This window comes from Streptomyces tubercidicus (genome assembly GCF_027497495.1).
Taxonomy (GTDB): Bacteria; Actinomycetota; Actinomycetes; order Streptomycetales; family Streptomycetaceae; genus Streptomyces; species Streptomyces tubercidicus.
Genome location: NZ_CP114205.1, coordinates 7,588,416 through 7,606,608, shown reverse-complemented (window position 1 = coordinate 7,606,608; position 18,193 = coordinate 7,588,416). Strand labels below are relative to the sequence as shown.

Sequence of the window (18,193 nt, the reverse complement as noted above, 5' to 3'; positions counted from 1 at the left end):
CGGTGACGTGTGCGCCGTAGGGCCTATGACACCGGGCACTGCGCAAACGAATACGAGGGATCCGCGTCCCGACCCCATCCCTGGGCGGTCCATGACATGATTTACTCCTCAACAACAAGGCGTGTCCCAATAATTGGGACGCGACACCAGCCAGTGAGACGCAGTGTGTTGACGGTACGTGAGATCACCCGTCGCCCGCAATGAGCCGGATCCCCTGGAAAACAGGGAAGCCCCGGGCGGTTCGGACGACGCCTCGGGGGAGGGCGGGCGGCGTTCCGGACTCCGGCACCGTCGGCAGCCGGGCCGGGCCACCGGCCTCTCCCCGCACCGCCCTTGAGGCCGTTTTGGAGTGCGGGGCGTTTCTCCATACGATCCCGCAATGATCACTAGAAAACGGCTGGCGGCCGGGGTGTGCGGCCTGCTCGCCGCGATAGCCGTCGGGCTGCTCCCCACACCTGCCGCCGCCGGAGAACCGGCGGCGAAGTCTTCCCCCAAGGTCGAGTTGACGCTCGATGTCAGCGGCTCGATGCGGGCGCGGGACATCGACGGCCAGAGCCGGATGGCCGCGGCGAAGCAGGCGTTCAACGAAGTCCTGGACGCCGTACCGGACGACGTCCAGCTCGGCATCCGTACCCTCGGCGCCAACTACCACGGCGAGGACCGCAAGGTCGGCTGCAGGGACACCCGCCAGCTCTACCCTGTCGGACCGCTCGACCGGACCGAGGCGAAGACCGCGGTGGCCACGCTCGCCCCGACCGGCTGGACGCCCATCGGACCCGCGCTGCTGGGCGCGGCCGACGACCTCAAGGGCGGCGACGGGAGCCGCCGGATCGTCCTCATCACGGACGGCGAGGACACCTGCGCCCCGCTCGACCCCTGCCAGGTGGCGCGGGACATCGCGGCCAAGGGCATCCATCTCACCGTCGACACCCTCGGCCTGCTGCCGGACGCCAAGACCCGCAACCAGCTGAGCTGTATCGCGGAGGCGACCGGCGGTACCTACACCTCGGTCAAGCACACCAAGGAACTCCGGGACCGCGTACACCAGTTGGTGGACCGTGCGGCCCGTCCCGTGGTCACCCCGAAACCGGCCGAGGGGGCCCAGCAGTGCACCGGCGCGCCGGAGCTCAAGCCCGGTGTCTACACCGACCGTGAGAAGTTCGCCGAGCACCGCTGGTACCGGGTGGCGGTCAAGCCCGGCCAGGAGCTGCGGGCCTCGGCGAGTATCGCCGCCGACCGTGCGGTCAACAACGACTACGGGATTCTGCTGCGCGCCTCGACCGTGCACGGCCGGGAGATCGTCCGCGGTGCGGAGGCGGGCGATGGCCGTACGGATGTGATCTCGTCCGGGCTGCGTTATCCCAAGGCACCCCTCACGTCCTCGGACGATACGGACAAGCCCGCGACGGAGACCGTCTGCCTTCAGGTCAGCAACTCCTTCTCGGCGCCCGCCTCGGTCAAGACCGACCCGGGCCTGCCGGTCGAGCTGACCGTTGACCTGGTGGACGGCCCCAGCGACGGCTCCGACGCGGCCTTCTTCGGCCTCGGCCACGGCTGGTGGTTCCTGGGCGCGCTGGTGCTCATCGGGCTGCTGGCCGGTCTGGTGTGGGGCTGGATCTCCCGTTGGCGTGTCACCGTCTGGAGGACCAACTGATGCGCACCCTACGCACACTGACGACGGCCGTGCTCGCGGGCGCGGCGCTGCTCGGCCTGGCGGGAACCGCCGTCGCCGACAGCCCCTCCCCCAGCGCGAGCGCCGGGGCCGATGCGGAGGCGGCCGCGCCGACCGAGGCCGGTACCTCCTTCCGTACGGCGACCGCCATCAAGCCGGACCAGCAGGCCACGGCCGATGCCTCCACCGGCGACTACCTCTACTGGGTGGTGCCCGTGGACGCCGGACAGCGCGCCACCGTGAAGGCCAAGGTGACGCTCCCGGAGGCCGCCCGGCACGGTGCCGCCACCTGGCAGCTCGATGTCTACGACGGGCTGCGCCGCCGCCAGGCGTGTCAGTACGGTGCGCAGACCAGGACGGCGGCGCCGGACGCCGGGACCGTCGAACTGTCCTGCACCCTGCGCACGGTTCGTGCCTGGGCGGAACCGTGGGCGAACGACCCGCTGCCGGGCAGCTACTACATCCGGCTGACCGTCGCCGACCTGCGGAAGGACGATCTGGGTCTGCCGGTGCGCGCCGCGGTCGACGCCACTGTTGCCGACATGGGCGGTGCGCACGCGGTGGACGGCAGCCTCGCCGCGCCGCTGGTGCCGGGCGGCGCCACCGCGACACCGGAAGCCGAGGAGAGCGCCGCTCCCGGAACGGCCGCCGCGTTCGGTGAGCCGGACGGCGGCTGGTCCTCGGGCGGCTGGTCCGACCGCTGGATCTGGACCGCCGTGGGCGGGGTGCTCGCGGCCCTCGCCGGTCTCGCCGGTTACCGCTTCACCCGGGGCTCCGGCCGCCCGTCACACCTGCCGCCGGGCGCCTGACCGAACGGGGCGGCCGGGGCATCGGGCCGTGGCCGCCCCGCGTACCGGGCGCGGGGAAGGGTCGGGCAGCCCGGCACCTACAGGTGGGCGGTCGCTCCGCCTCTGCCAGGGGGTAGCAGGGGCGGAGCGGCCGCTCGGCCCTGGTTCACAGGCAAAACCGGGGCCGAGCCGGGAATCGGGGAAAATCCCTCGGCTCACCCTGAGATACGCACCGCGCGGCAGGAGCGTTCAGCCGACTTCCGGATGCGTCGCAGCGACGGGCTCCGGCTCCTCGCAGGACGGGCCCCGGCTCATCGCGGCGAAGGCCCCGTGCCCGTGACTCCGGCCTCAACTCTCCACCGTTACGGCCGTTTCCACGCCCGGATGCTCGCGGATCCGTGCGGCGAGGACCGCGACATCGTCCTCGGCATGCAGTCCGTCCAGGCGGAGCAGGACCTCGTCCAGCGTCTGCTCCACGCCGGCCCCGGCGGACAGCCGCATCCGGGCCAGCCGGGACAGGGAGGCGTCGATGTCCTCGCCACGCCGTTCGACGAGCCCGTCGGTGAACATCAGCAGAGTTTCCGCGGGTGTGAGGGCGCGGGTGACGAGTTCGTAGCCCCCTACCCCGGTGCCCAGCGGCGGGCCGACCGGGACGTCGACCAGACCGGCGGCGCCGTCCGGGCCGATGACGGCCGGGGGCAGATGGCCCGCGCTGGCGAACGCGGCGATCCCGCGCGCCGGATCGACCCTGGCCAGCAGGCAGGTCGCCGGCCGGCGGGCCTCCTCCCCGGCCACGGCGGAGTCGAGCTGCCGCAGGACCCGATGGGGCGGCAGATCGGTCGAGGCGACATAGCGGAGGTGGGAGCGGTAGGCGTTCATATCGACCGCCGCGTCGAGGCCGTGCCCCATGACATCGCCCATGACGAGCAGGGTGCGCCCGTAGTGGAGCCGCACCGTCTCGAACCAGTCCCCGCCCACCAGGGCGCTGGTGCCGGACGGCAGATAGCGGGTGGCCAGGTCCAGGTTGGGATGCGGCCGGCCCGGCTCCGCGAGGAGCGCCCGCTGGAGGTCCATCGCGGTGCGCTGTACGGCGGTGTACCGGCGGGCGTGGGCGAGCCGGGTGGCGGTGAGATGTGCCAGGTGGTGCACGGTGGCGGTCTCGTGCCCGGAGAAGCTGCCCCCCGCGCGCAGGGCGAGCAGGGCGCCGTAGCGACGGCCGTACGCCAGCAGAGGCGCCGCGACGGCCTCGGCGGAGCGGCCGCCCGGCAGAACCGCCGCCGCGGTGACCGGGCGCCCCTCGGCCAGCGCCCGCGCCGCGGGGGCGGCGTCCTCGGGCCGTCCCGGCCCCTCGTCCGGGAACCGCGCCTCCAGGACCTTGACCAGACCTGCCGTGGCGACGCGGCTGAGCGCCGCCGGGGACGGGGTCCGTGCCCCGTTGCCCTGTCTGGTGAGCAGGTCCACCGCCGCCGCGTCACACAGGTGCCGGCACAGGAACCGGGCCAGCTCGACGCAGATGGTCTGCTCGTCCAGGGTCGTGCCGATCTGCTCGGCGGCCTCTTCCACCGTGTGCAGACGGGCCAGTACGCCGGCCTGTTCGGCGTCCCGGTCCGCCTCCGCGCGATGCCGGTCCGCCGCTGCGCGTGCCCGGTCCGCCTCCTCGCCATCCCGGTTCGACAAGGCCACCTCCAGGGCACTGCGCCCCGCCGCGAGCGGGGCGCTCCTCATGCACCCATACCATCAGCAAGCCGGCAGCTCGGCCCGGCGCGGCGCCCGCGCCGGTCCCCCGTGCGGCCGAGAGCCACGGCCGGCCGGCCTCCTGGTGACCGTCAGCTGAGGACGCCCGCGCCCAGCAGCCCGAAGAGCAGCGCGCCGACGAGGATCCGGTAGAGGACAAAGGAGTTGAAGGTGTGCTTGGCCACGAACTTCAGCAGCCAGGCGATCGAGGCGTAGGCGACGCCGAAGGAGATGACGGTGCCGACGGCCAGCGGTGCGACGGCCGCTCCGGTGCCGATGGCGTCCTTCAGCTCGTAGATCCCGGCGCCGGTGAGGGCGGGGATGCCGAGGAAGAAAGACAGCCGGGTGGCCGCGACGCGCTCCAGGTCGAGCAGGAGGGCGGTGGACATGGTCGCGCCCGAGCGGGAGAAGCCGGGGAACAGCAGGGCGAGGATCTGTGAGCAGCCGACCCACATGGCGTCCTTGAGCGAGGTGTCGTCCTCCCCGCGCTTGTGGCGCCCCCTTCGGTCCGCTGCCCACATCACACCGCTGCCGACGATCAGCGAACCGGCCACCACCCAGAGCGAGGCGAGCGGGCCTTCGATCAGCGGCTTGGCGGCCAGGCCGACGACGACGATCGGAAGGGTGGCGTAGATCACCCACCAGGCGAACTTGTAGTCGTGGTGGTACCGCTCCTCACGGTCGCGCAGTCCGCGGAACCAGGCGCGCATGATGCGCACGATGTCCTTGAAGAAGTAGGCGAGGGCCGCGGCGATCGCGCCGACCTGGATGACCGCGGAGAACGCGACAACGGTCTTGTCGTTGACGGGGATACCCATCAGACCTTCGGCGATCTTGAGGTGGCCGGTGGAGGAGACCGGAAGGAATTCCGTCACCCCCTCGACGGCTCCGAGGACGACGGCCTGGCCGATGCTGATCGCGCTCATGGGTTCCATTCCCGGTGGTGGACGTGAGGCTGTGACTGTACTGGTGTGCTCGCGGACCGGCCGGAGGACGCCGTTCCGCGGGCCGCCGTGGCGCCGCCTCGGCCCACCTCGCAGGCGTGCCCGGCCGGCGAGAGATGACTCACGACGGCAACATCGGGTGGCGGCGGGCCGCCGGGATCCGATACGGATGAACGCAGCTCGTGGCCAACGGTGAACAGGGCGCGGACGGCCGGGCATTGAGCCATGCCGCCGGCCTCTCCGCTGCCGGACCGGGGTGCGCCCCGCACATCCCGGTCGTCTACAGTTCACCGAAGGTCTACAGCTCTGTAGACGACCAGGGGAGGCAAAGTACCTCACCCGTCCCGCAGCAGTCCACCCGAGGAGCCGGTATGCCGCTCACCGTGATCGCCAAGGCCATCGCCCCCACCGCAACGGCAAGAGGGCCACGGCGGCCGACGGACCACTGGGAGGCCGTGTCGTGATCCCCTCTCCCCGGACCTCCGCCCGGCAGGACACCGACTCGATCGCCCCCGCCCGGCCGCCCGCCACCCCGGCGCGCCACCCCGGCGGCACCTCGGGCGAAGCGGCGCCGCCCGCCCCGGCCAAACAGCGCGACGCCTTCTTCGACAACGCCAAGTACCTGGCCATCGTCCTGGTGGCGCTCGGGCACGCCTGGGAGCCGTACTACCACGGCAGCCGGAGTGCGGCGTCGCTCTATCTCTTCGTCTACGCCTTCCATATGCCGGCTTTCACCGTCATCTCCGGCTATTTCTCGCGCAGTTTCGATATGCGCCGCGACCGGCTGCAGCGGCTGGTCACCGGCGTCGCCGTCCCGTTCGTCGTCTTCCAGACGGCCTTCGCGCTCTTCCGGTACTGGGCCGGTGACATCCCGAGTTTCACGGTCAGCCTGCTGGACCCGTGGTTCCTCACCTGGTTCCTGGCGGCGCTGTTCATCTGGCGGCTCACCGCACCGCTGTGGCGGATCATGCGCTGGCCGCTGCCGGTGGCTCTGGTGATCGCCATGGCGGCGTCCGCGTCCCCGGACCTCGGCACCGACCTGGACCTCCAGCGGGTCCTGCAATTCCTGCCGTTCTTCGTCCTCGGCATGTGTCTGAAAGCGGAGCACTTCAGCCTGGTGCGCCGCTGGAAGGTGCGGATCGCCGCGGTGCCCGTCCTCGCCGGGGCGCTGGTCTTCGCGTACTGGGCCGTGCCCCGTATGAACGACGCCTGGTTCTACCACACCGACAGCGCCGAGACGCTGGGCGCTCCCTGGTGGGGTGGGGCCCTGATGCAGCTGGCCATGTTCGGCTGCTCGCTGGTGCTGACGGCGTGCTTCCTGGCCTGGGTGCCGGGCCGCCGGATGTGGTGCACCGCGCTGGGCGCCGGCACGCTCTACGGCTATCTGCTGCACGGTTTCCTCGCCAAGGGCTCCCGCTGGTGGGACTGGTACGACGTCGGCTGGGTCCGCACCCCGTGGGGCGCCGTCGTCGTCACCGTCATCGCCGGGGCGGTCGTGACACTGCTGTGCACACCGCCGGTGCAGCGGGTGTTCCGCTGCGTGATGGAGCCGAAGATGACCTGGGCGTTCCGGGCCAAGGCCGGGACCGGCGCCTCCCCGGCCACCGAGGGCCGCGGCGGATAGCATCAGTACTGTTGGCGTGGCTCATACCTGCGGTAATAGCTCCATCCCGAGCCGGTCGAGTACGTGACCTCACCTGATCGAAAGTCCTGCGCGATGGCCAGCAGCCCGATGAGCCCCGGCCACCCGAACCCTGCAGAGGCGCCGATCATGGATCCAGCCGCCGCGGCACCGCCACCCCGTACGGGCATCACCCTGCGCCAGTTGCTGATGTCGCTGGGCGAGCCGCTGGTGGAGCTGCAGGCCGCGCCGGACGGGCTGGACGTCGAGATCCGCAGCGTCGCGCTGCTCGACCCCGAGGACCCGCCGATGGCGCACCCCGGGGAGCTGATCCTCGCCATAGGCGCACGGGGTCGCGCGGCATTCCCCGCGCTGCGGGCCGGTGGACGCGACGGAGCCACCGCCGTGGCGGTCAAGCTGGACACCCCCGGGCAGGCCGCGGCGCTCAGCGCGACCGCCGTGGAGGCGGGCATCGCGCTGCTGTCCGTACGGGCCGAGGCGCGCTGGGAGCAGGTGGACGCGCTGGCCCGTGCGGCGCTGGAGAGTGCGCCGCAGGGGCGCCCCGGCGAGGGGGCCGAGGAGGGCGATCTGTTCGCGCTCGCCCAGACCACCGCCATCCTCACCGGCGGCATCGTCAGCATCGAGGACACCGCCAACCGCGTGCTGGCCTACTCCCGCTCGGCCGATGACGACGAGGTCGATGATCTGCGGCGGCGGTCCATTCTGGGCTGGCACGGCCCGGAGGCGTATCTGTCGCGGCTGCGCGAGTGGGGCGTGTTCCAGCGGCTGCGCACCTCGGACGACGTGATCAATATCGACGCCCACCCGGAGCTGGGGATCCGGCGGCGGCTCGCGGTGGCCATCCGGTCCGGGGAGCGGCAGCTGGGCGTCATCTGGGTGCAGGAGGGCTCGGCACCGCTGTCCGAGCGCGCGGACCAGGCGCTGCTGGGCGCGGCCCGGGTCGCCGCACTGCATCTGGTGCGCCGCCGCCGGGAGCTCTCCGCCGATCTGACGCTGACCCGTACGCTGGCGGCCGGACTGCTGGAGGGCAGCACCGGGCCGCAGCCGCTGGCGAACCATCTGGCCCTGGACGCCGCCCGCCCGGCCGCCGTCCTGGGCTTCTCGTACGGGACGGCCGAGGCCACCCCACCGGAGCTGACCCGCGGCGAGGTCAGCAACCTGATCTCGGTGCACACCGCGGCCCGGCACCGCAGCGCCGTGGTCACCCAGGTCGACGCGCGGCTCTACGTGCTGCTGCCGCAGCTGCCGCGCAGCATCGACACCGGCACACTGCGCGGCTGGGGACAGGAGATCGCCGACGCCGCCGGCCGCCACCTGGGGCTGTCGCTGCGCGGCTCCGTCGGCTGCATCGTGCCGGGGCTCGGGGAGATCCCCGAATCGCGCCGGGAGGCGGACCGGATCCTTGACGCCATGCTGAGCGTCGGGGTCGCCACCACGGTCGCCGCGCTGCCGGACATCCAGGCGGAGGTACTGGTCAGCGAGGTGCTGGCGCTGCTGTCCGCGCACCCCGAGATGCGCGACCCCCGGCTGACCGCCCTGATCACCCACGACAGCCGCAATCAGGGGCAGTTGGCCGAGACCGTGCTGGCCTATCTGAACGCCTTCGGTGACGTACGGGCCGCCGCCGCCGAGCTGCATGTGCACCCCAACACGCTGCGCTACCGGATCCGGCGGGCCGAGGATCTGACCGGCCTCGACCTCAGCCGCCCGGATCAGCGGCTGCTGGCCATGCTCCAGCTGCGGCTGCCGCCCGCCGATAGTCAACAATTCTCCTAAACTGGTCGATATTGCTCCATTGAGCTGACGGACTGGCGATGATGAGTGCGGAGAATGCCCTGCCTGGTGGCTCGGACCGCGCGTGCGATATCGCGAAGGCGGCCACCGCCGAACTGGACGGACAAGGACGGGTCGTGGCCTGGACCCGGGCGGCGGAGCGGCTGCTCGGCTATCCGGCCCGGGACATCCTCCACCACCCCGCCACGGAGCTGCTGGCACTACCGGGCGACGAGGTGCGGGCGGCCTCCGTGGCGCGCTGGTGCCGTTCGGGCGACGGCTGGGGCGGCTCGCTCGCGGCGCGCCACCGGGACGGCCGGGAGGTGCAGCTGGCGGTGCAGGTCACGCCCGTTCTCGACGGCGCGGGCCCGGAGCGGTGGTCCGTCCTCGCCATGGCGGAGTGGCGGGTGCCGGGCGCCGGGGTGAACCAGCTGATGCTCGAACCGTTTCTGGCGCACGCGCCGGTCGGTATGGCCGTCCTCGACACCGAGCTGCGGTACGTCTGGGTGAACGACGTACTGGAGCGGCTGATCCCCCTGGAACAGCGGCTCGGGAAGCAGGTGAACGAGATACTGCCGAGGCTGGAGGCCGAGGCGTTCGAGGAACGGATGCGACGGGTCCTGCGGACCGGGTCGCCCGTCATGGACTACGAATTCCGCAGCCCCACCTATGCGGACCCGCACCAGGAGCGCGCCTATTCGGCGTCCTTCTTCGGGCTGTCGGACCCCCGGGGCCGGCGTATCGGTCTCTGGTACATGGTCATCGACGTCACCGAGCGCTGGCGGGCCCAGGAACGACTGGCCCTGCTGAACGACGCCAGCGTCCGGATCGGCAGCACGCTCGATGTCACCCGGACCGCACAGGAACTGGCGGATGTCGCGGTGCCGGCGCTCGCCGACTTCGTCGCCGTCGATCTGCTGGATTCGGTGCTCAGGGGCGAGGAACCGGTTCCCGGGCCGGTCGACAGCACCCCCACCATGCGCCGCTGCGGTCCACGAGGGCTGCCCGGAGGCCGGTCTGGCCGTGGGGGAAACCGTCCAGCGGTCCCCCACGTCACCGATCGCCCGCTGTCTGCTCAAGGGCGAGTCCCTGGTGGAGCCGGTCCTGGACCTCACCACCAGCGCCTGGGTCACCGAGGACCCGGTGCGGGCCGCCGTCATCCGGGAATTCGGGTTCCGCTCGGTGATGGTGGCACCGGTGCAGGCCCGTGGCATCACCCTGGGCGCGGCGACCTTCTTCCGGTCCCGCCGTCTGGGGCCCTTCGCGGCGGACGACGTACAGCTGGCCGAGGAGCTGGTCGCGCGGGCCGCGGTGTGCGTCGACAACGCGCGCCGTTTCACCCGCGAGCGCGCCGCGGCCCGGGTGATGCAGCAGAATCTGCTGCCGCACGAGCTGACCGGAGGGTCCGCGCTGGAGGTGGCGTCGTGGTACTTCCCGGCGGACGCGCCGAGCGGGGTGGGCGGCGACTGGTTCGATGTGATTCCGCTGTCCGGGGCGCGGGTCGCCCTGGTCGTCGGGGATGTGGTCGGCCACGGCATCAACGCCGCGGCCACCATGGGGCGGCTGCGGACCGCCGTCCGCACACTGGCGAACCTGGATCTGCCTCCCGATGAGCTGCTGGCCCGCCTGGACGACCTGGTCATCGGCCTGGTCAAGACGCATGGTGCCGACCCGGCGGCGGACGCCGGGAACCCGAGCGTGGCCTCGACGTTCATGGGCGCCACCTGTCTGTACGCCGTCTACGACCCGGTCAGCAGGCGGTGCGGCATGGCGCGGGCCGGCCATCTGCCGCCGCTGATCGTCGGCCCTGACGGCGCCGTGGACTGCCCGGACCTGCCCGCCGGACCTCCGCTGGGCCTCGGGTCGCTGCCCTTTGAAGCCGTCGAGCTGGAGGTGGCCGAGGGCAGCCTGATCGCGCTCTACACCAACGGGCTGATCGAGACCCGCGACCGGGACATCGAGGTCGGGCTGTCCCGGCTGAGCGGTGCCCTCGCGATGCCCGGGGAGACGCTGAAGGACGTCGGCGGGAATGTGATCAAGAGCCTGCTGACCGGCCCGCCGTCCGACGACGCCGCGCTGCTCCTCGCCCGGACCCACGCCCTGGACGCACAACAGGTCGCCTCCTGGGAGTTGACCTGCGACCCGGCCGAGGTCGGCACCGCCCGTGGCCTCGCCGCCCGGCAGCTGGCGGAGTGGGGCATGGACGATCTGCTGTTCACCACGGAGCTGATCGTCAGCGAACTGGTCACCAACGCGATCCGCCACGCCACCGCGCCGATCACCCTGCGGCTGATCCGGCAGGACGCCCTGATCTGCGAGGTCTCCGATACGAGCAGCACCTCGCCGCGCCTGCGCCACGCCCGTACCACCGACGAAGGCGGCCGCGGACTGTTCATCGTCGCGCAGCTCACCCGGCGCTGGGGTACCCGTTACACCCCGACCGGCAAGATCATCTGGACCGAGCAGAGCATGCCGTCCGAGGCGGGCGCCGGCGACGAGGTGGACTGAGGCGGGCGGGGTCGAGGAACGGTCGGCGGCCCGTCGGACGGCCCCGGGCGGGCACCTCACGGGCCCCGCGCTCACCCAGCTTCTGGGCGTTGCGCCCCGAGCACACTCCGGCCCCCGTCCCGTTCGCCCCCGCCGGGCACATGGCCGCAGTCGTCCCCGGCCGCGACGGGCCATCCGACGAGACCGCGTCCGGGCAGCTCGACATAGTCGCAGTCGGCACCGGCCACCACGCGGCGCGGCGCCGCACCGGCCCGCTCGGCGGTCAGCTGGGCGGTCACGAAGGCCGCGCTGGTCCGGACGATGTCGCGGGTCAGCCCGAGCGGAAGCAGCGCGCGGGTCTCGGCGGTCGCCTCGTCCTCACCGGCCCGCAGCACCACCCGGACGTCCGGTGCCACACCGTGGGCGGCGACCGCCACGGCGATGTTGTCCAGCTCATGGGAGCCGACGGCGGCGAGCGCGCCGGCCCGCCCGAGGCCGAGCCGCGCCAGGACCTCGCGGTCCTCGCCGTGCGCCAGCACCACGGGTATCCCCATCGACCGCGCGAGACGCAGGTTCGGGGCGGCCGGTTCGCGCTCGACCCCGACGACCGGGACCCCCAGCTGCCGCAGGGTCTGGCACAGCCGCAGGCCGACCTGCCCCAGCCCCACCACGATGACGTGCCCGGCACGCGGCAGCACCCGCGGCCCGAGGACCCCGACCAGCCGCGGGCCGAACATCCGGTCCACGATGCCCGCGGTCAGCAGGGCGGTGAATCCCACCGTCACCAGCATCGCCACCCCGGACACCACCTCGTACCCGGGATGGCCGTCGTGCGGCGCGGCCGGCCCCACCCCCGCCACGACCCGGGCGGCCTCCAGGAAAGCGGTGCTGACCGGCTTGTGGAACGCGCCCACCAGCCAGATCCAGTCCAGGACCAGTACGGTCACGATGCCCAGCAGCCCGATGAGCAGCAGGCGGGCGTCCGCGTCGTGGGGCTGCAACTGCCCCCGCAGCCGTCCCAGCACCGCCCGCCGCCGGGCCGCCGGGCTCGCCCGCCATGCCGCCGCCACCAGCCGGTCCTCCTGCGGGCGGACCGCCACCGCGCCCTGCCCCTCGTCCCATACGGCCAGTGCGTCGGGGTCGACGCACAGACCGGCCAGCGTCGGCGCCAGGAGGTCGGCGGGCGAAACCGGCACACAGTCGGGCAGCAGCAAGCGGAGCTGCTGCGCGACGGTGCGGTCGAAGACGGTGACCACGATCCGGACGGTGTCGCAGACATGGCGTACGGCGAGGGCGTAGCGCAGCGCGGACAGATCGTCGCCCACCAGGACCGCGATGCCGGACGGGGGTACGGCGAGCGCCCGGCGGAGGTCCTGGTCGTCCGGCGCGGCAAGGTGGTCGACCGGGTTTCCGCTCTCCTTCAAGGAGGCACAGACCCGGCGCGCGAGCGTCGTCGCGCCGATCACCACGATCCGAGTGTCCCGATCTGACGGATTTACACCGTTCTCTCCGGATTCACCCAGTGGCTCGGCCGCGTGCAACTCCGGAGGTTCACCGCTCCGTTCACATGGCATTCCGCCCTCCGACGCGCGGCGGTCGTCCACCCCTGGTGGTGTGGGCGAGGGTGCGGTCGTCGCGACGGTCCGGGTCTGTCGGGCGGAGGGAAGGGTGGCCATGGAGTCCCCTTGCTCGTCGGCCGGCGGCGGGGCCTGTCGCCAGGCCCCAGGGCCGAACTCACGCTAGGGCGCGGGCGGTCCGGGGCGGCTGTTGGGTCGGCCAAGGCTTCGGTGACGGCGTTGTCCGTCCGCACCAGCGTCCGCGCCGCTGTCCGCCGGGACGGACGCGGCGAGTACCGGCGCGCACCCGAGCGCCGCGCGCCCCGGAAGCAGACCCTCCGTTCCGGCCCTGCGCATTAGCCGAACGGACAGCCATCCGGGCCGAATTTGTCCACTCTCACAAATACGCCGCCGCGCACCGCCACATACGCTTACGCAAATCCCAATCCGGACGTGATGCGCCTCACCTCTCACGAGGAGGACGGGCAGTAGCGCGGTGGCGCAAAGGAGCGCTCCCCCACCCGCGCAGGCATCGGAAGGCCACGGCCCACTCGCTGCGTCTTCGCACTTCGTCAGGGCCATGATCGCCACCACCTGCACCCGGCCCTGTCGTGCGTCCGGCTACCGAGGCGATCCCAGCAGTCACCACATGCATGACCCCTCCAACCCTCAATGGATGTCGAAGATGACTACACCTCCCCCCAGCCCCGTGGCCGCCCCGCCCGCTCCGCCGGGGCACGGGCAGTCTCCGCAGCAGTCGGGTCTGCAGTCGGGCCTCAAGAACCGCCATCTGTCCATGATCGCCGTGGGTGGGGTCATCGGCGCCGGCCTCTTCGTGGGATCCGCCTCCGGCATCACCGCGGCGGGCCCCGGCATCCTGCTGTCGTACGCCCTGGTCGGCGCGCTGGTCGTGTTCGTGATGCGGATGCTCGGGGAGATGGCGGCCGCCAACCCGACCTCCGGCTCGTTCTCCGCCTACGCGGACCGGGCGCTCGGACGCTGGGCCGGTTTCTCGATCGGCTGGCTGTACTGGTTCTTCTGGGTCGTGGTGCTCGCCGTGGAGGCGACCGCCGGCGCCGCCATCCTCACCAGCTGGGTCCCGGCCGTCCCGCAGTGGGCCTGGGCGCTGATCGTGATGGTCGTCCTCACCGCCACCAACCTGGCCTCGGTCGCCTCGTTCGGTGAGTTCGAGTTCTGGTTCGCGGGCATCAAGGTCGTCGCCATCGCCGCCTTCATCGCCCTCGGCGGTCTGGCGATCTTCGGTGTGCTGCCCGGCTCCGACAACGCGGCCACCGGCTTCGCCAACCTCACCTCCCATGGCGGCTTCCTGCCGAACGGGCCCAGCGCGATCCTCACCGGCGTGCTGATGGTCGTCTTCTCCTTCATGGGCAGCGAGATCGTCACCCTCGCGGCCGGTGAGTCCGAGGACCCGCAGCGCGCGGTCACCAAGGCCACCAAGAGCGTCATCTGGCGAGTCGGGATCTTCTACCTCGGCTCGATCCTCGTGGTCGTCTCCCTGCTGCCGTGGAACGACCCGTCGATCGCCAAGAAGGGCTCGTACGTCGCGGCCCTGGACTCCATAGGCATCCCGCACGCCGGCCAGATCATGAACGTCATCGTGCTGACCGCGGTGCTCTCCTGCCTCAACTCCGGCCTCTACACCGCCTCCCGGATGGCCTTCTCGCTCGGCCAGCGCGGCGACGCCCCGAGGGCCTTCGCCCGGACGAACTCCCGTGGCGTCCCGCAGGCCGCGATCCTGGCCTCCGTCCTCTTCGGCTTCATCGCGGTCGGCTTCAACTACCTGTGGCCGGACACGGTCTTCCAGTTCCTGCTGAACTCCTCCGGCGCGGTCGCGCTCTTCGTCTGGCTGGTCATCTGCTTCTCCCAGCTGCGGATGCGCGGGATCATCCTCCGCGAGAACCCGGACAAGCTGGTCGTCCGGATGTGGCTCTTCCCGTATCTGACCTGGGCGACGATCGCGATGATCTCGTTCGTGCTGGTCTACATGCTCACCGACGACAGCGAGGGCGGCGGCCGGATCCAGGTCCTGCTGTCGGTGCTGCTCGCCATCGTGGTGGTCGCGGTCTCCCTGGTCCGCGACCGGCTCGGCCGCAACACCGTCGAGAAGGAGAGCCTCACCGCTCACTGACCGACGTCCTGCCATACGGGCAGGGGTATGCCTATGCATACCCCTGCCCGTAGTCTCGCCTGGGGGTGCCCTCCCCACGGCGCCCCTGCCCCGCTCCGCATGCGACCCACCAACGGAAGGCCCCCCGATCAGATGCCCGTCTTCAGACGCCGCAAAGGCAGCCGTCCCCGTCTGGTCCCCGAGCTCGACGACCACACACTGGGACAGGTTCGGCGCCGCGTCGAGACGTGCTGGTCTCGTGGTTCGCTCGATACCGCCGTGATGGCCTCGATGGCGGAGGTGATCAACGAGGCCGGGCAGGACTGGGACCGCAAGGCCCACCGGGTGGCGGTGCTGGCCCGTTCCGCGGGACGGTCCCTGCCCGGCATCTGGCGGCAGCACAACCCGCAGAATCAGAACGCCTTGCTGCTTCACGCCTGGTCGGAGTTGTTGCAGGCCCGGCAACAGGGATCCGGCGTCGATCTGAACGACACCCTTGAGACCTGCCGGCTCGCGGCCGAACTGCTCCCCGCCGACCCCACCCCCTGGACCCTGTACCTGGCCGCGCTCCGCCTGCAGCAGCGCCCCTCCACGGAGTTGTCGGCGATCTGGCGCGAGATCAAGGCCCGCGATCCATGGAACCGCGAGGCACATCTGCAGGCTCTGGGGTATCTGTCGCCGGACGAATGCGGCTCCAGCGCGCTGGTCCTGGATCTGCTCGACGGCGTCCGCGCCGCCATGCCGCCCGACGCCCCCGCCGCCGGTCTGGAACTCACCGCGCTCATCGGCAGCCACCAGCGGGCGGTCGCCGGCGGCGGTCTGATGGCGCTCGGCGCCGGAGAGATCTGGCGGCGCCCCGACGCCGCCAAGGCCCTTGACCATGCGGCGCATTACTGGCCGGGCCAGGGGTTCCTGACCCACGCGGCGGCCCTGGCCGATCTCAACCTGCTGGCCTACGCCCTGATCAAGGCCGGCCGGACGACCGAGGCCGGCACCGCGCTGCGCGCCACCGGCGGGGTGGTGACCCCCTGGCCATGGAGCATGGACGGCGAGGCGCTGGAACGGTACTCGCACTTCCACGGCCGCTATGCGAGCGGCGACGCCGACGGCGGTGCGACGGGCGGACGGCGCTAACCACGCTGACGGCGCTGACGGCGCTGACGGCGCTGACGGCGCTGACGGCGCTGACGGGCAGCATCGGTCGGTGACTCACCACGCCTTGGCGGCCACGCGCGCGAAGGGCGGTGCGCGCGTGCGAGCAGATAGCCGGATCGAGTGGTTTTGTCGCCTCTTGCGGTGTATCTGGCGTGCCCTGACCCCTTCCAGGGGATCCCCTCCTGGAAGAGGGTTGGGAGATTCGCATGCGCAACACCGTCAGCACCGGCCGCACCGCGGCATCTGGCGGCTGGCGCGTGCTGATGTTGCTCGTGTTACTGGCCCTGCTGCACGCCTCGCTCAGCTCCGGCTGCTGCGAAGAGCTGATGCCCGAGGCCGGCGGCTGCCCTCCCCGCGGCGGCGCTCCCGCCGTGTCCGTCCCGGCCGAACGGCCCTGTAATCCGGCGGGCCCTGTGCTGGCGTCCACCGAGGGCGGCGGAAAGCATCCGGGCAGCGGCGTCCGGCGTAAGTGCGATGCATCGGCCTGCCATCTCCGCCATCAGATCCCGACGGGCGCCGGCGGCAAGGCCCTCGGCGACTCCCTCCTGGAGCAGGCCATCGGCGCGGCGGAGAACGCCGCCGCCACGGCCGTCGTCACCGCCGCCGTCCCCGCATCACCGAAGCGCGTGGCCATCCTGCGCTGCTGAGCCGGCCCGGCCGCATGCGTCCACCCCTCCCCGCATCGGGGCCACGGGGCGACTGCGGCCTGCCGTCATCAGCTCTCGGGACCACCACCGCAGGAGATTCGGCATGCCCATCGACGTCTTTGCCGCTCTTGGCGCGCTCGTCCGCGCCGAGGCCGCACGCACCCGGACGAAGCCCACGAAAGCCCCCATGACCCAGCCCCCGGCGCAGCGCCCGAGCAGCCCGGCACCCCCGCCGGTCGAACCGCCGGACGCCGTCGCCGCCACCTCGCCCGCTACTCCCCCTGCTCCCGCCACTCCCGACGCCCCCACCGCCGCCGCTCCCGGCGCTCCCGGCGCTCCCGCCGCCAAGAGGCGTCTGTTCGCCTGGCTGAGGGAGAAGCTGACCGCGCTTCTCGGCTGAGCCGGGTGCCGGGGCCCGGCGGCCGGCCGTCCCGGGTGGAGCCGCGCGGCAACCCGCGTTCGAGCGGCGGCGGGCCCCTGCGGCGCACCGTTTGTCCGGCTCCCCCGTGGGCGCCATCCTGGAGTCATGGGCTCCGATTCAGGCCCCGGCACTCTGGCCGCGTGGGCCGTCCGGCATCCCGGTCCGATTGGCTCCGGCCCGCTGGCGTCGGTCCGTCGCCCCGTTCCCGAGCCCGGCCCGGATGAGCTGTTGCTCAGGGTGGAAGCGTGCGGTGTCTGCCGTACGGATCTGCATCTGGCGGAGGGGGATCTGCCCCCGCACCGCCCGTCGACCGTGCCGGGCCACGAAATCGTCGGCCGGGTGACCGCCACCGGTGCGGCAGTCACCCGGTTCCGGGTCGGGGACCGGGCCGGCGGGGCCTGGCTGCGCGGCACCTGCGGCATCTGCCGCTACTGCCGCGCGGGCCACGAGAACCTCTGCCCGGCCTCGGTGTACACCGGCTGGGACACTGATGGCGGCTTCGCCGAAGCCGCCGTCGTCCCCGCGGACTACGCCTACCCGCTCCCGGAAAACCAGGACGCCACGCTGCTGGCGCCGCTGTTGTGCGCCGGGATCATCGGCTATCGCGCGCTGCGCCGCAGTGCGCTACCGGCCGGTGGCCGGCTCGGCATCTACGGTTTTGGCGCCTCGGCGCATCTGGCCGCGCAGGTCGCACTGGCCGAAGGGGCCACCGTCCATGTGCTGACCCGGTCCGCACCGGCCCGTGAACTCGCCCTGGAACTGGGCGCGTCCTCGGCCGGCGACGCCTACGGCCGGCCGCCCGAACCGCTGGACTCGGCGATTCTCTTCGCGCCGGTGGGCGACCTGGTGCCGGTGGCGCTGGAGGCACTGGACCGCTCCGGCACCCTGGCCGTGGCCGGTATCCACCTCACCGACATCCCGCCGCTCAGCTATCAGCGCCATCTCTTCTACGAGCGGAATCTGTGCAGCGTGACCTCCAATACCCGGGAGGACGGCCGTGAGTTCCTGGCGACCGCGGCGAGGATCGGCATCCAGGTCACCGTCAGCCCCTACCCGTTGAGCCGCGCCCCGGAGGCACTCGCGGACCTGGCTGCCGACCGGGTGCACGGCGCCGCCGTACTGACGCCCGACTGAGCGGGCGGAGGCGGGAGGCAGGAAACGGGAGGCAGCCACCAGGCCACCCGCCCACCGCGGATGATCCGTCCGTTCCGCTGCCGTGCGCACCGCTGATCGGCACAATGGAGGA

14 protein-coding genes and 1 pseudogene are annotated in these 18,193 nt (G+C 72.2%); 12 read left to right on the top strand and 3 right to left on the bottom strand.

Going from position 1 to position 18,193, the window contains the following annotated elements; genetic code table 11:
* The first annotated feature begins 379 nt into the window (after positions 1-379).
* Together STRTU_RS33300 and STRTU_RS33295 are read left to right on the top strand one after the other, a co-directional pair.
* Positions 380-1,654 (top strand): VWA domain-containing protein, encoded by a 1,275-nt coding sequence (locus STRTU_RS33300; RefSeq protein WP_159748801.1) that lies wholly within the window; start codon positions 380-382, stop codon positions 1,652-1,654.
* Entirely contained in the window at positions 1,654-2,481 is an 828-nt protein-coding gene (locus STRTU_RS33295) for a hypothetical protein (protein ID WP_159748799.1), read from the top strand. The genes STRTU_RS33300 and STRTU_RS33295 overlap by 1 nt, the downstream gene beginning before the upstream one ends.
* Positions 2,482-2,808: 327 nt before the next feature.
* Here the strand turns inward: STRTU_RS33295 and STRTU_RS33290 are convergent, their stop codons facing one another.
* Together STRTU_RS33290 and STRTU_RS33285 are read right to left on the bottom strand one after the other, a co-directional pair.
* Complete coding sequence (locus STRTU_RS33290) at positions 2,809-4,185, bottom strand: PP2C family protein-serine/threonine phosphatase (RefSeq protein WP_159748798.1); 1,377 nt, start codon at positions 4,183-4,185, stop codon at positions 2,809-2,811.
* Positions 4,186-4,286: 101 nt separating this feature from the next.
* Positions 4,287-5,120, bottom strand: coding sequence for an undecaprenyl-diphosphate phosphatase (locus STRTU_RS33285; RefSeq protein ID WP_159748797.1), 834 nt, complete (start codon positions 5,118-5,120; stop codon positions 4,287-4,289).
* A 200-nt stretch (positions 5,121-5,320) separates the two neighbouring features.
* On the opposite strand from STRTU_RS33285, the gene STRTU_RS33280 reads away from it, so the two are divergent.
* The 5 genes and pseudogenes from STRTU_RS33280 (at position 5,321) to STRTU_RS36235 (ending at position 11,061) form a co-directional block, all read left to right on the top strand.
* Complete coding sequence (locus tag STRTU_RS33280) at positions 5,321-5,602, top strand: hypothetical protein (protein WP_269777417.1); 282 nt, start codon at positions 5,321-5,323, stop codon at positions 5,600-5,602.
* Positions 5,599-6,762 carry an acyltransferase family protein gene (locus STRTU_RS33275; protein WP_246241586.1) on the top strand — a complete coding sequence of 388 codons (1,164 nt, stop codon included), beginning with the start codon at positions 5,599-5,601 and terminating at the stop codon, positions 6,760-6,762. The genes STRTU_RS33280 and STRTU_RS33275 overlap by 4 nt, the downstream gene beginning before the upstream one ends.
* A 147-nt stretch (positions 6,763-6,909) precedes the next feature.
* Positions 6,910-8,556 carry a helix-turn-helix domain-containing protein gene (locus tag STRTU_RS33270; protein WP_167539284.1) on the top strand — a complete coding sequence of 549 codons (1,647 nt, stop codon included), beginning with the start codon at positions 6,910-6,912 and terminating at the stop codon, positions 8,554-8,556.
* Between the two features lie 38 nt (positions 8,557-8,594).
* Positions 8,595-9,293, top strand: a pseudogene (locus STRTU_RS36240) (PAS domain-containing protein); the annotation flags it as partial.
* 283 nt (positions 9,294-9,576) lie between these two features.
* Positions 9,577-11,061 carry an ATP-binding SpoIIE family protein phosphatase gene (locus STRTU_RS36235; RefSeq protein ID WP_371873695.1) on the top strand — a complete coding sequence of 495 codons (1,485 nt, stop codon included), beginning with the start codon at positions 9,577-9,579 and terminating at the stop codon, positions 11,059-11,061.
* Positions 11,062-11,132: 71 nt separating this feature from the next.
* Here STRTU_RS36235 and STRTU_RS33260 read toward each other — a convergent pair whose 3' ends face one another.
* A complete protein-coding gene (locus STRTU_RS33260) occupies positions 11,133-12,509 on the bottom strand; it encodes an NAD-binding protein (protein ID WP_159748796.1) in 1,377 nt (458 codons plus the stop codon).
* 772 nt (positions 12,510-13,281) lie between these two features.
* Here STRTU_RS33260 and STRTU_RS33255 point away from each other — a divergent pair.
* The 5 genes from STRTU_RS33255 to STRTU_RS33235 all read left to right on the top strand — a co-directional run bounded on the left by STRTU_RS33255 (position 13,282) and on the right by STRTU_RS33235 (position 18,081).
* On the top strand, positions 13,282-14,745 hold the full coding sequence (locus STRTU_RS33255) for an amino acid permease (protein ID WP_159748795.1): 1,464 nt from the start codon (positions 13,282-13,284) through the stop codon (positions 14,743-14,745).
* A gap of 132 nt (positions 14,746-14,877) precedes the next feature.
* Positions 14,878-15,858: a hypothetical protein gene (locus tag STRTU_RS33250; protein ID WP_159748794.1), complete on the top strand. Its 981-nt coding sequence runs from the start codon at positions 14,878-14,880 to the stop codon at positions 15,856-15,858.
* 227 nt (positions 15,859-16,085) lie between these two features.
* Positions 16,086-16,526, top strand: a complete 441-nt coding sequence (locus STRTU_RS33245) for a hypothetical protein (RefSeq protein WP_167539283.1) — start codon at positions 16,086-16,088, stop codon at positions 16,524-16,526.
* 103 nt (positions 16,527-16,629) lie between these two features.
* Positions 16,630-16,926, top strand: coding sequence for a hypothetical protein (locus STRTU_RS33240; protein ID WP_159748791.1), 297 nt, complete (start codon positions 16,630-16,632; stop codon positions 16,924-16,926).
* Between the two features lie 126 nt (positions 16,927-17,052).
* On the top strand, positions 17,053-18,081 hold the full coding sequence (locus STRTU_RS33235; protein WP_159748790.1) for a zinc-dependent alcohol dehydrogenase family protein: 1,029 nt from the start codon (positions 17,053-17,055) through the stop codon (positions 18,079-18,081).
* The last annotated feature ends 112 nt before the right edge of the window (positions 18,082-18,193 follow it).